General features: G+C 33.5%; 14 protein-coding genes. 9 read left to right on the top strand and 5 right to left on the bottom strand.

What is annotated here, in order from left to right; all coding sequences use genetic code 11:
- The 8 genes from B808_RS02305 to B808_RS02270 form a co-directional block, all read left to right on the top strand.
- A partial coding sequence (locus tag B808_RS02305) for an MFS transporter (protein WP_225349214.1) occupies positions 1-1539 on the top strand: 1539 nt, incomplete at its 5' end.
- A gap of 390 nt (positions 1540-1929) precedes the next feature.
- Positions 1930-2454, top strand: a complete 525-nt coding sequence (locus B808_RS02300) for a PadR family transcriptional regulator (RefSeq protein ID WP_035421679.1) — start codon at positions 1930-1932, stop codon at positions 2452-2454.
- A gap of 129 nt (positions 2455-2583) precedes the next feature.
- On the top strand, positions 2584-2832 hold the full coding sequence (locus tag B808_RS02295; protein WP_009166299.1) for a hypothetical protein: 249 nt from the start codon (positions 2584-2586) through the stop codon (positions 2830-2832).
- A 102-nt stretch (positions 2833-2934) separates the two neighbouring features.
- On the top strand, positions 2935-3219 hold the full coding sequence (locus tag B808_RS02290; protein ID WP_009166300.1) for a hypothetical protein: 285 nt from the start codon (positions 2935-2937) through the stop codon (positions 3217-3219).
- Positions 3220-3640: 421 nt separating this feature from the next.
- A complete protein-coding gene (locus B808_RS02285) occupies positions 3641-4531 on the top strand; it encodes an aldo/keto reductase (RefSeq protein WP_009166301.1) in 891 nt (296 codons plus the stop codon).
- Between the two features lie 2 nt (positions 4532-4533).
- Positions 4534-4905 (top strand): MerR family transcriptional regulator, encoded by a 372-nt coding sequence (locus B808_RS02280; RefSeq protein ID WP_035421677.1) that lies wholly within the window; start codon positions 4534-4536, stop codon positions 4903-4905.
- A gap of 13 nt (positions 4906-4918) precedes the next feature.
- Positions 4919-5572, top strand: coding sequence for an NAD(P)H-binding protein (locus tag B808_RS02275; RefSeq protein WP_009166303.1), 654 nt, complete (start codon positions 4919-4921; stop codon positions 5570-5572).
- 534 nt (positions 5573-6106) lie between these two features.
- Entirely contained in the window at positions 6107-7132 is a 1026-nt protein-coding gene (locus B808_RS02270; protein ID WP_009166304.1) for an IS30 family transposase, read from the top strand.
- Positions 7133-7589: 457 nt separating this feature from the next.
- Here B808_RS02270 and B808_RS02265 read toward each other — a convergent pair whose 3' ends face one another.
- The 5 genes from B808_RS02265 to B808_RS02245 all read right to left on the bottom strand — a co-directional run bounded on the left by B808_RS02265 (position 7590) and on the right by B808_RS02245 (position 12912).
- Complete coding sequence (locus tag B808_RS02265; protein ID WP_035421674.1) at positions 7590-7802, bottom strand: DUF3923 family protein; 213 nt, start codon at positions 7800-7802, stop codon at positions 7590-7592.
- Positions 7803-8015: 213 nt separating this feature from the next.
- Positions 8016-9575, bottom strand: a complete 1560-nt coding sequence (locus B808_RS02260) for a hypothetical protein (RefSeq protein WP_009166305.1) — start codon at positions 9573-9575, stop codon at positions 8016-8018.
- Between the two features lie 81 nt (positions 9576-9656).
- Positions 9657-10901: a DNA cytosine methyltransferase gene (gene dcm / locus B808_RS02255; protein WP_009166306.1), complete on the bottom strand. Its 1245-nt coding sequence runs from the start codon at positions 10899-10901 to the stop codon at positions 9657-9659.
- Positions 10902-11604: 703 nt separating this feature from the next.
- Positions 11605-12477 carry a DegV family protein gene (locus B808_RS02250; RefSeq protein WP_009166307.1) on the bottom strand — a complete coding sequence of 291 codons (873 nt, stop codon included), beginning with the start codon at positions 12475-12477 and terminating at the stop codon, positions 11605-11607.
- A gap of 21 nt (positions 12478-12498) precedes the next feature.
- Positions 12499-12912, bottom strand: coding sequence for a MarR family winged helix-turn-helix transcriptional regulator (locus B808_RS02245; protein ID WP_009166308.1), 414 nt, complete (start codon positions 12910-12912; stop codon positions 12499-12501).
- Positions 12913-13042: 130 nt separating this feature from the next.
- Here B808_RS02245 and B808_RS02240 point away from each other — a divergent pair, with 130 nt between their 5' ends.
- Positions 13043-14743 carry an Rqc2 family fibronectin-binding protein gene (locus B808_RS02240; protein WP_035421672.1) on the top strand — a complete coding sequence of 567 codons (1701 nt, stop codon included), beginning with the start codon at positions 13043-13045 and terminating at the stop codon, positions 14741-14743.
- Positions 14744-14770 lie beyond the last annotated feature (27 nt).

Here is a 14770-nt window from a genome sequence, read left to right as displayed (position 1 = left end):
AAACATATAATATTCATGTTTGGAATTTTCATATGTATGTTAGATACAACTGTTATGAATGTTGCTTTACCATCAATAGCAACAGATTTTAATGCAAGTTTAAATACTCTTTCTTGGGCATTAAATATTTATACAATTTTATTTGCTGCATTAACTATTCCTTTAACCAGAATTTCTGAGAGAATTGGTGAATATAAATGTTATATAATTGGTTTAATTTTATTCGGATTAGGCTCCTTATTTTCTGGAATTTCTGGTGATACAAACTTATTAGTAGGCAGTAGAGCCATTCAAAGTATCGGCGCAGCCATAGTGTTCCCACTATCAATGACCTTAGGCATTAAACTCGTAGGAAATGGAGATCGTACAGCTGTAATCGCAAGTCTTGGTGTAACGCAAGGTCTTGCAGCAGCTTTGGGTCCAATTATTGGAGGTATAATTACAAATTACTTTTCTTGGAGATGGATCTTCTTTATTAATGTACCAATAATTCTTATTATGATTTTATTTGGTTTTATTTTATTTAACTTTGATGATGAAAATAAAACTAAGGGATCCTTTGATTTTATTGGATCATTTTTAAGTATACTATTTCTAGTATCATTGACTCTAGGATTGCTTAAAGGACGAAACTGGGGTTGGGATTCACATCAGACCATCATTACTTTTTCTACTTTCTTATTAGCATTTATTTTGTTTATATATACTGAAACAAAGATAAATACGCCTATGATTCCAATGGAATTATTTAAAAATCATCAATTCATAGGGGCATCAATAGTTATTGTTATAAGTAATTTATTTTTAGTTGCTGTAACTGTTATTTTGCCAACATATTATTCAACTGTAAAAAATTATAATGCTTTAAAAGCATCATTAATGTTAGTACCAATTACTCTGATGATATTTATCATGGCTCCATTATCGGGTTTTGCATTAAAAAAAACAGGAGCAAAATTTTTAATTAGTATTGGTTTTATTTTAATGATTATTGGATATTATGGATTTTCAACTAAAGGATTAGATTCATTTAAATTAGCAATTTTATTTGGTTTTCTTATTGGTGCAGGATACGGTTTAATTACAGGTCCTATAACTATTATTGCAGCATCTGATTTTAAAGGTAATTTGCTGAATTCATCTCAAAGTGTTGCTGGAGTGTTAAGACAAGTCGGTGCTGTACTAGCCGTAGCAATTTTTGTTACATGCTTATATGGTAATTTAGGCCAAGCTCAAAACAAATCAATGAATTATGCAAATAATACTATTTCAAAAATAAATTTGCCCGGTTTTATGAAAGATAAAATTATAAATGATACAGATAAAGCAATAAAAAATCGTAATTCTAATGATACAAAAAAAGTGAACACAGGAATTAGTGTAATTGATAATCAATTAACTTTAAGTTTGCGTAATATAAAGTCTGAAACTAAGAAAAATTATATTTTTGCATTTAAAAAGTTGTATAAAGACGCTCTCCCATTTATGTTGCTATCAATTTTATCGATTACTCTATTTGATAAAAAAAGAAAGGATTAGGTAAATGACAGTTGTTATCACAAAATTTTCAACTACATCTTCATTAGGTGAAAATTTTGATGAAATAAATAAGAAGGTATTAAATTATAATTCAGGTATTTCAAAGATAGATTATTTTAAAACCGGATGAATATAGTAACATTGGATTACCATTTGGAATATAAATAAAAAAATAATAGGGTCACTTAAGGAAGTTGTGGCAAAAATATTTGGTATTGGGCTTACTTGCGGGATTAATTCTATTTTTCTTTATAATTTTAGTCTTAATACTGATAAAATAGAAGTTGTCTATAATAGACGTTGTATAGGGTAAATTTTAAATTAATAAAAATATTATCAAGCTAGATCGTTAATTATTTATGATGTTAGGAAAATAGGTGTACATTAGTTTTGAAAGGAAAAGATATTATATTAGGACTTCTCAAAACAAGAGGTCCATTAACAGGATATGAAATAAATGAAATTTTACAAGATCAGTTAAACCATTTTTATGTAGGAAGTTACGGAATGATTTATCCAACTCTAAAAAAATTAGAAAACTCAGGTTTTGTAAAAAAGGAAAAGGTAAGTCAAGATGATAAGCCAAATAAAAATGTTTTTTCAATACTATCTTTAGGCGAAAAAGAATTTAATAAATCACTATATAAACCATTACAAGACGATGAATTTAAATCTGATTTTTTAATTAAAATATATTTTGGAAATCAATTTTCAAAAAGTGAATTTATTAATCTAATTAAAAATGAAATACGAATAAAAAAAGAAAATCTTAGATTGTTAGAAGATAATTTGGAAAAATGGAAGAACAACGGAATGAATGATAATCATAAGTTTACATATGACTATGGAATTATTTATTACGGATCCATTATTAGATTTTTGGAAAATAAATTGAAACAAGCTGAAAATATATGAGTTTTAAAAATGGAACTAAGAGATAAAAACATTACGTAAAACTAATGCGAATGGTAAACTTATACATTAGACCTTGATAAATGTCGTCGTATTACAGAGTTATTTGATGCACAGTATGAAGGGCAAACCTTGCGACACATTAATGTTGGGGCTGGTAAATTAACGACTGATTATGGTTCACAATTAGACTTATTTGTCCCAGCAGAAACAGACATGAAACAACAGAAATTAGACCAAACCATTGATCACTTACGGCAAAAATTTGGCACGACAGCGGTTGTTAAATCTAGTTCCAAGATAGACGGAGGAACAATGATTGACCGTGCGGGATTAGTTGGGGGGCATCGTGGAGGACAAGCCTATGGCACAAGCAAATGAAGAAGATATTTATACGTTGGCCAAACGTTTCTTTGAACACGATTATCATGATCGGGGTATGGAAAGTGGCAGGGTTATTATTTATCCGATCATACTGAAGATGTGGCGCAATATACGTCGGTTGAGAGACAACGTGCACAACAGGTGTTACAAGAACAACAAACAACTGAAGAGATTGGATTGTTGCTCAAAAAGGCCTATGATGAGCAAGTGGAAATAAGCATTCAGTTAGCTCAAAAAGATGAACGTGGCCTAACTAATCAACTCATCACAGGTAAAATATTAGGCTACACGGAACAAAATGACATTATGATTGGCAATGAGGTGATTGCTATCGACTTAATTAATTGGTGTCAAGTAGAGATCGATAATGTAGCCGTTAAGTGATAGAATATTTTAAGTAAATTAAGGATTATACATGGCACTTATGCCATTTTCATGCAAAATAACCATTAGGAGCAAATGTCATAAATAGCTTGTTGCTTGATATAACATATTCAACTCATTTAGTTGTCCTGTGTATCCAGAAGAAAATATAATAATAGAAAACTCTCGTACATTAAAATGGAATTTTTCAATCCTCACAGGTAAATCTGGTCGGCTAATCGTATTATTTCCGGTTCTGCCAAATGTGATGTTTGATGGAACGAAATCAGATTATTAATTCAAGTACACTCTGTACCGATTTTGCTTTTAGTTCAATTGTTAAATTGGTTATTCTAATAATCGAATTATATGTTTGCGGTTGACTTGGAGTGTACTCTAAGGTGTTTAATGAAATTACCAAATTGAAAGAGGGAACGAAAATATGAATTACATAACGTTAAATAATGGACAAAAAATACCACAACTTGGCTTCGGCGTCTACCAAATTTCGAATGAAGAAACTGAAAAAGCAGTATACAATGCGATTGTCGCTGGCTATCGTTTGATTGATACAGCCATTTCATATGGCAATGAAGTTGAGGTAGGAAGAGGTATTGCACGTGCAATTGATGATGGAATTGTTATTCGAGAAGATTTGTTTATCACAACGAAGCTATTTGTGAATAACGTAGTCAACCAGGAAACAGCAGCAGAAGCCATCAAGGAATCAAGGATTAAACTAGGATTGGGTTATATTGACTTGGTACTATTACATCAACCTTATGGAGATACATTTGGTGCCTGGCGTGCCTTGGTTGCGGCACAAAGAGATGAGCAAGTTAAGTCAATTGGTATTTCAAACTTTGATTCTGCCCAGATGATTGAATTCATACGTATAAATGACATGAATGTCACACCTCAAGTCAATCAGATTGAAATTAATCCGTGGAACCAACGGAAGGAAGACCTGGCTTGGCATGAAAAATACCACGTTCAAGCAGAAGCATGGGCGCCCTTTGCAGAAGGTCGTCATGAACTATTTACTAATCCTAGTTTGATTGAAATTGCTGAAAAGCACAAAAAGTCTGTTGGACAAGTTGTATTACGTTGGTTGATGCAAAGAGGTGTTGTCGCACTGGCTAAGTCAACTAAGCCAGAACGTATGCGTGAAAACTTAGACATCTTTGATTTTTCTTTGGATGACAATGATATGAATAAGATTGCTGAATTGGATAAGGAGGAATCTGCATTTTTTGATCACCATGATCCTGAGATGGTAGAATGGTTCATGGATCGAATTGATCACACACAACCTAGATTAAAGGGGTGGTAAATGTGAATATTAAAGAGGCATCTAGTATAACTGGCGTTTCGGCAGATACAATTAGGTACTACGAACGAATTGGCCTCATTATGCCAATTGATCGCATGAGCGGCATTCGTAAGTTTAACGAACGAAACATCAATCAAATCAATTTTGCTAAATCCATGCGTGCAGCCGGACTAAGCATCGAAACATTGAAGGACTATGTTACGTTGGTATTTGAGGATGACCCAACTACGATTCCAGCTCGTAAGCATATTCTTGATGAAGCGATTAACACACTTAATGAAAAAGTAAAAGAAGTTACTGATGCCAGTAATTATTTGCAATGGAAGATTGATAACTATGATTCTCACATGGTTCCATCTGAGAAGAATTTGTAATGGAGGTTTCTGGATGACTAAAAATGTATTGATTATGGCCGCCAATGGTCAAATTTCACGGTTAGTGGCAAATCGGCTTTTGAGTGAGAACGAATTTTCGGATACTAACTTAAAATTATTCGTTCGGAAGGGAATGCAGGTAGCAGATTTGCAAAATGATGCCCGTGTTTCAGTCTTTGAAGGAAGTTTGGATAACTTAGCAGATGTTACATCAGCAATGGCTGATCAAGATATTGTATTTGTTGGTCTTGTAGACCACTCAGAGAACAATTTACACACAAAGAACGTTATTGCCGGAATGAAGCAATCCGGAGTTGGACGAGTTATTTACGCAAATGTATTAGGCATTTATGATGAGGTACCAGGTGAGTTTGGCGTGTGGAATCGAACCACGATTGGTAGTGGATTGCCAACGGCTAAGCAATCAGATCAATTGTTGACTGAGTCAGGGCTTGATTATACGACACTTCGACTTCCTTGGTTGAACGATCAAGATATTAAATATGTGATTACTCACAAAAACGAACCGTACATTGGAGTGTCAGGTTCACGTAAAAGTATTGCCGATGTGATTGTTCGCATCGTTGCAGATTTCAACTTTTTGAAAAATGATAGTGTAGGCATTGCAAATCCTGACACCGAGGGTGAAAACCACCCTGTTTATTAAAAGTTTATCTTACCAGATTTGAACCCAAGTCAATGAGCTAGGACCGTTATAGATATTTATATATACAGCATCAGAGTAGAGTTTTTGTCTTGCTAATTGCAGTATTTGATGGAAGTCTCGTTGCCAACTTTACAAACTAAATAATAAGCGCGCAAATGAAAAGCAACGAACCCTATTATGATTCGTTGCTTTTTTACGTACATATATATGATATAAGGCAAGACACACTCTTTAAAGAACATAAAATAGAAGCCACAAAAATAGCGCACTAATTCTCTCAGGGATTGGTACACTATGTACGATAAAGACGACGAAATCTTGACTAATTATATTGTTGTTGGGGTAAGGAGTTAGCGTAAAAATGCTAGTTAGGTACGTTCAATATCGTACTCCATCAGTATAATCAATAATGCTTAAACGAGGATTATTGATTATACTAGACGATCTATATCGTCAATTAAAACGATTTAATCATCATGTTAAAATAATCACAAGAAGTAATGAATGACCACTATAAGGAGATTGTGTAAACAGATGGCAGGACAGATAACGTTTGAAGATCGAGTTAAAATTGAGATGTTGTTGCGTCAACGGGTAAAATTCAGTGATATTGCACTGCAATTAGGGGTTAGTCGGGCCACTATCTCACGTGAAATTAGTCGTTCACTACCTGATAATTGGCCTAATAAGTTTAAAGCAGTGCGTTATACAGCTGAAGGTGCACAATATAGAGCCAATCAGCGTCGTCACTCACGAGATAATTATACAAAACGAACTAAAAAACATGAAACCTACATCCGTAAACGTATCTTAGAAGATAAATGGTCACCAGAACAAATTGTCTACGGAACCAAAGGTTTTGACATATCACCACACACAATTTATACATGGATTAATTACAATAAAATCCCTGGTGTTTCAAATAGTGATTTAAGACATAAAGGTAAACGCTATAAACGCGCTATGAATAAACGGATTCGTGATAGCTATCATCAAAATAAATCTGACAACCGTGAGGCGGTCAAAAAACATACGATTGAGCATCGCCCAGCAGCCATTGATAACCGTAACCGCATGGGTCATTGGGAATTAGATGGTGTTGAGTCTCGTAAGTCTAATGCCATGATATTAACCTTTGTAGAACGTAAAACACGTTATGCCGTAGCCATCAAGATTCCAAGTAAACACGCTGAAGACATTAAATTAGGTATTGATACCTTCATGAGCCAGTACCAACCATATGTGAAATCCATTACGTGTGATCGTGGGTCTGAATTCATGGCTTACAGCACTCAATTAGCATTTCATGCCTACAAGATTAAGTATTATTACGCACACGCGTATTCACCGTATGAACGTGGATCCAACGAGAACTTTAACGCATTACTAAGAGGCTATTTTCCAAAAGGAACTGACTTCAATAAAGTAACCCAACAAGAACTCTCAGACGCAGTCACAGCCATTAACAAGAGACCAATGCGTCTACATCGGTTTAAAAGTCGTCTCAGTGCGTTTGAGCGACACGTTAGTTACTTAAATCGACATCAAAAAGCGAGTTAAACTAATAAGTTCAGATTGAATGGCATATTCGAGTTCAAACACAGAGTGTTCAAATTTCAAGAAATTTGGTACGCTTATTTAATTAGATATGAAAAACAAGCAATAATATTTATGATTAAATAAAAAACTCAAACACCGATATAATAGATGTTTGAGCGATAAAATGTGATTAAAGTGACCGTTAAGAAATAAGATTTAAAACGTTGTTACGATTTAGTTTGACAAATGCCGCCGTATTACAACTTCGTATAATACATATTATGTAAAGTAAAGTTTATTTTTATGTTCTTCAAAGCTTTTAATTATTTTTGTATATTCTTCTTTTGATTTATCATCTAATTAATTTTTCCAGATTCAATATCTCTTTCGGCTTTTTCTATTAATTTTATACAAGAATCAATCATACTATTACGAATTTCATTAATTATTATTTTCTCAGTAGTTGTAATTATTTATATTATTTTTTATTTTTCTTTATTACTATAAACCATATAAATTGTACTATAAATAAAAATGCGAATGGAATATCTAAAATACACCAATTAATTAATTTTATTTCTTGTGTTTGAATTGTTCCAGAACCATCAGTGCTTCTAATAAATATAAAAATTGAAAGTGTTATAAATATTAATAATTCAATTATTGACACAATTTGCCATGATTTTTTCATAGATTAATCTCCAGTTTAATGTATTAGCAAAGATATAAAGATGTTAAGCTCCATACCCATGGTGTCCTTTTATATGATGATCACCTATCACCGAATAATTAAAACGTTAAAAATCTGTTTAAGATCATATATTATGATCAACAAAGCAAATAATGATTACACTAACATAATTGTTGTAAATAAAAATTGTTGACTTTATAACTCTTTTATAATTTATTGCCAAAAGGTGTTTGGAAGATTTTGGTAATCAACGTAAGTGAATTCAAGTGTAATCGGCCGTCCATCATCATATTTTTTGAAAGTCATAGCATTTATATTTAAGTCATCAAGTACTTTATCTGTTAGCAACTCCCAATCATTTAATTGAAAAATATTTTTAAGTACCCATTTACCAAATTTATATTGTGAATTCACACTTTGAATAGCCTTTCCATCAGCCTGAGTAAGCACCATATCCATTTCTTCACCAGAGGGGAGAAATTGCAAGGTAAATGTCCTTTTTGATACAGGAGATTCCAGTTTTTTCCCATTTAAAATACCAGCATTATCTGCAAAAAAATTAGGGTTTTTTGTGTTAAACTTGTGTGCATTTGGAACCGGGATGTATACTTCGTAAGGTTTCTCTCCTCGCCATAAAGCAACGACTACTTTCTTAAACAGTTCTTTGTATGGCTTTGATTTTTCAGTTATACGGTGTCTCACATCTTCTCTCTTTATTTTATCTGTATCAGAGTTAAATTTTCCAAAAAGGACAAAATCAATATTTTTCTTCCAGTCTGATTGAACTCCAAAAATTGCTTCTCCGCTTTTAACTAAATCTAAATATTTTTTATTTCGTTCACGAATTGGATTTTTTGGGCCTGCGAACCATTCATTGAACCCAGATCTACGATTAGTTTTAATAGGAAAAGTAAAAGATTGAATAACGTGATTTTTAGACTTACTTATATTGACTGATGGAAGATTTAAAAAAAATTCAAAAGCATTTTCAATATACTTGACCGACCACTTTTCGACACCGATAGACTCATTATCTTCCTCTTTATTATTAAAGTTTGCATGAAACGACATTAGTAATTGGCTATCAGCACTGTTATATTGATATACATGATTTCCATCGGTAAAGCGAAAGTTCTGTAAATGTTTTTTATTTGTTGGACCAAGAATTTTAATTTTACTAATATCTATCGGTAAGTATGAAGTTTCCCCAACCATAATGTATGGTTCATCGCCTTCCCTAGGACATTTAATAGTATTTGAAGGCATTAATACATGATACACAGAAGCGACATCTTGAGTATAATCAAAACCTTGAAGTTGACTTTTGGAAGAATTAATTCGTTTGTTTCTTAGTTCGGCAATTCTTTTAGCAAGTTTGAGATAGTCTCGAGTGTCTTGTTTGCTTTTACCGTTATCGCTTCTTTCTTTGATACCCGAGATGATTGAATCCCAATTTTCATATTGGCTAGAAGACTTAAATTGAGCAATCTTTTGAAAACCACTTTTGACACCAAAAGCTTTTATTCCAACTAAATATTTAGAATTTTCACCGTTATTAATAGACGCATCGTAAGATGAGTTGCCAATATCTTCAATCGTTGCATTGAAGGCATTTTTGAATGAAGTTTCTTGATATTTAGAATTGATAATTGGTGCGATGATAGCATTTGTCGATTCATCTTCTTTTTGAGCGAATGCCTCACTTAGAGAAGCAAAATTTGTGATTAATTTTCTGTATGTTTCTTTTTGCTTAGAGTTAAGTTTTTCCCACATGTTAGTTCTCCTTTATCAAACTTAATCATAACAAAAGAGATCATATGAAACAAAAAGTACCTTTAAAAGGTACTTTTAAAATTATCCAGCAATAGAATAGAATTCGTGATTACCACCTTTTTTAATGGCATTGTAAAAATCTTGATCATCATAAATTGCAATATTTTTTTGTGAACTATCCTCCTTCATTTTGAGCTGAGCATTTGAAATATTATCGAACCACTTTACTGGATAAGATTCCCCAGCCATTCGACCTACCATTTTTGTGTATATTAATGCATATTGATTGTCTCTATTAATTAGTGGTAAATCAGAGTCACCTATCTTTAATGCCTTATCTATGTTTCTAGCAATACGACTGATTACGGGTACAGATACTGAGTTTCCAGCTTGTTTATAAAGTGCACTTATTGAAGAATCATTAGGAAGTTCATAACTTGTTGGGTAACCCTGAGCATTAAATGCTTCACGCGGAGTTAGTTTTCGAATTTCACCATTGTTAGTAAGAATTAACGGTACGTTATGCCCTCCGGTTCCCATATTGGCTGTTAATGTTGGTACAACACCCGACTTGTTTTCGCGAACATACTGCCTTCTCCATTGATAAACAGTATTTGAGCTGGTCATTTCAGCAACTAATTTTGGATAGAAGGTTTGTTTATCTTTTCTATAAAAAAATTTTTCTTCCAATTTTTCACCAAATTTGGTTATTGTATTGACACGTGCATCAAAATCAATAATATCTGATAGAGAAGTCGTTAGTTCTATTTTATTTGGGAAGTCAAATTGCTCGAAAGCAACTTTATCTTTAAAACCAACAACATAAATTCTTTCTCTATTTTGAGGGACGTTACCATACTCCTTGGAGTTAAGAACTTTCCATTTTATATAGTAACCGGTATGGACCATAAATTCTCGAATAACTTTAAAAGTATTCCCATGGTCATGAGTAACTAAATTTTTAACATTTTCTAGAAAAACAACCCTCGGTTGTAAGGATTTAATAATACGAAGTGTTTCAAAAAAAAGATCACCTCTGTTATCATCGAATCCTTTCCTAAATCCTGCTACACTGAACGGCTGGCAAGGGAAACCAGCAAGTAATACATCTGCATTTTGAGTTTGTTTTCTTATATCGTCTGTTGTTACTTCTTTTATATCACGGCGATCAAGATAGGTACCACGTTTGTTAAAATTTAATTCAAACGTATGTTGCGCATTCTTATCGAACTCATTTGCATAAACCGTATGATACTTGCCTGCATCTTCGAACCCTAGATCAATTCCGCCTACTCCGGCAAAAAAGCTAATGATGTCATTTTTCATGCCAAATCCTCCTCTTTATTTTTCGCTCATCGAACAGTTATTCATTTTACTATAAAATTATAAAAATAGCTGCAACTAATAAGTTTTTCTACTAAATTACATAGTCTCTGGTTTAAAATCAATAAATTTACGCTTCTTGTAACCTTGGTTCAATGAATTGCTAGATTAGAAATATGGTATGGTTATAAGTAATTTATCGTATACATTTTATTTAAATACTTCTTATATTTTTTATAATCTAATCATGTTATTTATCCTGCTTGATGAAAAAATAGAAGTTATTTCTTACAATAGCAATTTGTTAGATTTTTGGGATTTATGAATTTGAGTTACTTTTTTCACTTTCAAAGATATTCATGGTGTTATTGTAAATTAGTTAAAATGTTCTGAAAAAAATTTACATATAAATTAATCTTATTATCAACTGAACAAACATTTCATTTTAGTTAAAGTGATAGTTTAATTATTGGATAATTTTTTAGTAATATTACATAAAGAAAATCATATCTAGCAACTTAAGTGATTGCTAAAAGTAAATACGAAACAATCAATACATTCTACTTTAAGATTGTAATTATTTTTCTCCATTGAAAAGACCTCTAGTTAATTTTCAGATAAAAACTAACTAGAGGTCTAATATATAAATATAATTAAAAACTGCATGAGCTTTTTGCTGTTTTGGTTACAATCAATTTCAGCTCAACTAGTCATGTATTTGATCAATATCTTGCATCCAACCTAACGCCATTGCTCTTTCACCTAAATGTGTCCCAATCGTTGGACCGAGGTAACTTTGTACAACCGTTTGATTTGGCGCAATTCTTTTGAAATTTTTTACCCATTCTTTATTAGCTTTGGGATCGTTAGCATCCATAATGAATGCTTTAAGCGGATAATCACAGTGCTCAATCTTAGCTTGAAATAATTCAAGTACTCGTTTATTTGCTCGTTTCATTGTTCGAACTTTATCAAAGGCAATGATTTGATCGCTAGTTTTATCAAAGGTTAATAAGGGCTTAATGTTTAATAATCCCCCGATAAATGCAGATGAATTTGAAAGACGCCCGCCCTTAACAAGGTTTTTAAGATCATCTACCACAAACAATTCGTCGATTGTTGAACGAAGATTAGTAAGCTTAGCGATGATTGTGTCAGGATCAATATTTCGCTCGGCTAAGGTAGCTGCATAACGCACTAGTTCACCCATTAGTGCCACGGTAATCTGGGAATCAAACGGAATGACGCGAATATCTGAAACCATGTTGGAAATTTGAACCACTTGTTGATATAACCCAGAAATCGTTGCAGCGAGATGAATACTAATAACGTTATCATAGCCTTCCTCAGCGAGCCGATTATACAAATTAATTAATTCTCCAATTGGAGGCTGAGAAGTTGATGGTAAGGTGGTGCTTGCTTCTAGTTTTTCATAAAATTGTTTATTGGTTAAGTTAACGCCCTCTTCAAAACTTTCGTCCGAAAAGATAATTTGGATGGGAATTACCTTAATGTTATGCTTTTTAATTTCTTTCATCGGCAGGTAAGCAGAACTATCAGTAACAATTGCTGTTTTCAAAATTTTTCCTTTCTTTGATTACTACGTATTCTTTAAACTATTTTCTAGACGATTTAATAATATTTTTAATAAATTTTGCTCTTCGGTACTCCATTGATCAAAAAGTTTTCGCTCAAATTTATCGTAATTTTGCGAAATTATCTGACATGCATCGGTCCCCTGATCAGCTACAGAATAAATTAATTGGCGTTTATCTTTACCAACTGATTGTTTGTGAATTACACCCTTTTCTAACAAGCGTTTTAATTGGCGTGAAAGTGTTGAAGTGTCAAGAGTAGTTGTCTGAGCAAGTTTTTCCTGCGTATTAATGCCGTCACTAATTGCCAATAACAACGACCACTCAGAAACAGTCAGTTGACCGGTTTTAGTAATCGATAATAAATGTTGTTGGTATCGTTTGCTTACGTTTTGTAACGCCTTTAAACTACTTTTCATCAGTCCAGCCTCCAAGCATAATTATAACATTAATTGCCTGTTACAAAATCACGTAAACTTAACATATTATACCAGTTTTAATCATAATCAGTTATACTAAAATTATGAGAAATTAAACGGAGGTTCCTTTATGACATTTGATGGTTCTTTTACCCATGCCATGGTTCACCAGTTAACACCGCAGTTAACTGGTGGCCGGGTTACTAAAATTAGTGAACCGTACCCCAACGAAGTAATGCTCATTATTCGTGCTAACCACACTAATTACCAGGTACTCCTTTCAGCTAACCCAAATTTTGCGAGACTACAACTGACCAATCAATCTTTCACCAATCCCCCAGTTCCTAGTAATTTCACTATGACTCTAAGAAAACACTTGCAAGGCAGTTTTCTAAAAGAAATGCATCAAGTTGAAAATGATCGAGTCGTCCATTTTCATTTCACCACTCGTAATGAAATTGGGGATGAGACCCAGCTGGTACTAGTAATTGAAATCATGGCGCGTCATAGCAATATCATTTTAGTTGAAGCACATAACCGTAATATTATTGACGCTGTTAAGCGAATTGGCGCTGATAAAAATCGTTATCGAACATTGTTACCAGGGGTGAAATATCTCAATCCGCCCCAGCAGGATCGGATTAATCCGTTCACCATGACTAATCTAGAACTAATTCATAAACTAGTGCATAATTTTCCAGCGGTAAATGTCTTAGCTGAACAATTACAGACAAATTTCCAAGGGCTTAGCTATGAAACGGCGCTTAGTCTAGCGGAAACTATCCACAATCCAAATTTAGAAGTTAACACTGCGGTTACTAATTTCTTTGCAAATTTTGATAATCCAAAACCAGTTATCATAAAAACAAGCAGTGATCGATTAGACTATGCGGCTTTTCCATCACCTGATCATCAGGTAGTGACAAGTTACGACACGTTAAGTTCCTTGTTGGATAATTTTTATCAAAAACAAGCTGAGCGTGAACGCGTGCGTGAGTTAGGATCCAGTTTATTCCAAGTCACGCGGACAGAACTTAAAAAAAATCGGCGAAAACTTAAAAAACTCAAGAAAACACGTGAACAAGCTCAAACCGCAAATGATGATCGAATTTGTGGTGAATTGTTGATGACCTATTTAAATAAGGTTCCCGCTGGAGCCACTAGCGTTAGGCTCCCCAATTTTTATGATGAAAATCAACTATTAACGATTAATTTGCAACCAGATCGATCAGCAAATGGTAATGCGCAACACTATTTTAAGCAGTATCAAAAAAAGAAAAACTCACTTCAATACGTTACTACCCAGATTGAAAATACCAAAACTGAAATTGATTACTTTGAAAACCTCACGAGTCAGTTAGAGCTCGCAACTCCCACAGATTTGGTTGACATTAAAACTGAATTGACAAACGCTGGCTATCTTCATTCCAAGCAAAAACATTCCCGCGCTCGAGCTAAAATTAGTCAGCCAGAAAAATTCATGGCTCCGGATGGAACGCTCATTTTAGTCGGGAAAAACAACTTCCAAAATGATCAACTAACTCTAAAAACCGCCGACAAACGTGATTATTGGTTACATGCCCAACAAATTCATGGCTCCCATGTCATTATCAAGTCGGCAAACCCCAGCCCAGAAACTTTAAAAGCAGCGGCTACCCTAGCTGCTTATTTCTCTAAAGCACGTGCATCTGCTAACGTCCCTGTCGACTTTACCCAAGTCAAACACGTTAAAAAGCCTCGTGGTGGGAAACCTGGCTTTGTTCACTATACCGACCAAAAAACCATTTTTGTCACCCCCACCCCTGCTGCAGTTACAGCATTACGATCCTAAAAAAATACATCCAATAGTTATTAATAA

It is taken from the genome of Fructilactobacillus florum 8D (assembly GCF_000512295.1).
GTDB classification, from domain to species: Bacteria; Bacillota; Bacilli; order Lactobacillales; family Lactobacillaceae; genus Fructilactobacillus; species Fructilactobacillus florum.
This window is presented reverse-complemented; position numbering and strand designations above follow the sequence as displayed.

Bases quoted from the DNA above. Each gene is read 5' to 3' on its own strand.
- B808_RS02285 (WP_009166301.1), top strand. From the start codon at position 3,641: ATGAATTACATAACGTTAAATAATGGACAAAAAATACCACAACTTGGC.
- B808_RS02275 (WP_009166303.1), top strand. From the start codon at position 4,919: ATGACTAAAAATGTATTGATTATGGCCGCCAATGGTCAAATTTCACGG.
- B808_RS02270 (WP_009166304.1), top strand. From the start codon at position 6,107: ATGGCAGGACAGATAACGTTTGAAGATCGAGTTAAAATTGAGATGTTG.
- B808_RS02265 (WP_035421674.1), bottom strand. From the start codon at position 7,802: ATGAAAAAATCATGGCAAATTGTGTCAATAATTGAATTATTAATATTT.
- B808_RS02260 (WP_009166305.1), bottom strand. From the start codon at position 9,575: ATGTGGGAAAAACTTAACTCTAAGCAAAAAGAAACATACAGAAAATTA.
- dcm (WP_009166306.1), bottom strand. From the start codon at position 10,901: ATGAAAAATGACATCATTAGCTTTTTTGCCGGAGTAGGCGGAATTGAT.
- B808_RS02245 (WP_009166308.1), bottom strand. From the start codon at position 12,912: ATGAAAAGTAGTTTAAAGGCGTTACAAAACGTAAGCAAACGATACCAA.
- B808_RS02240 (WP_035421672.1), top strand. From the start codon at position 13,043: ATGACATTTGATGGTTCTTTTACCCATGCCATGGTTCACCAGTTAACA.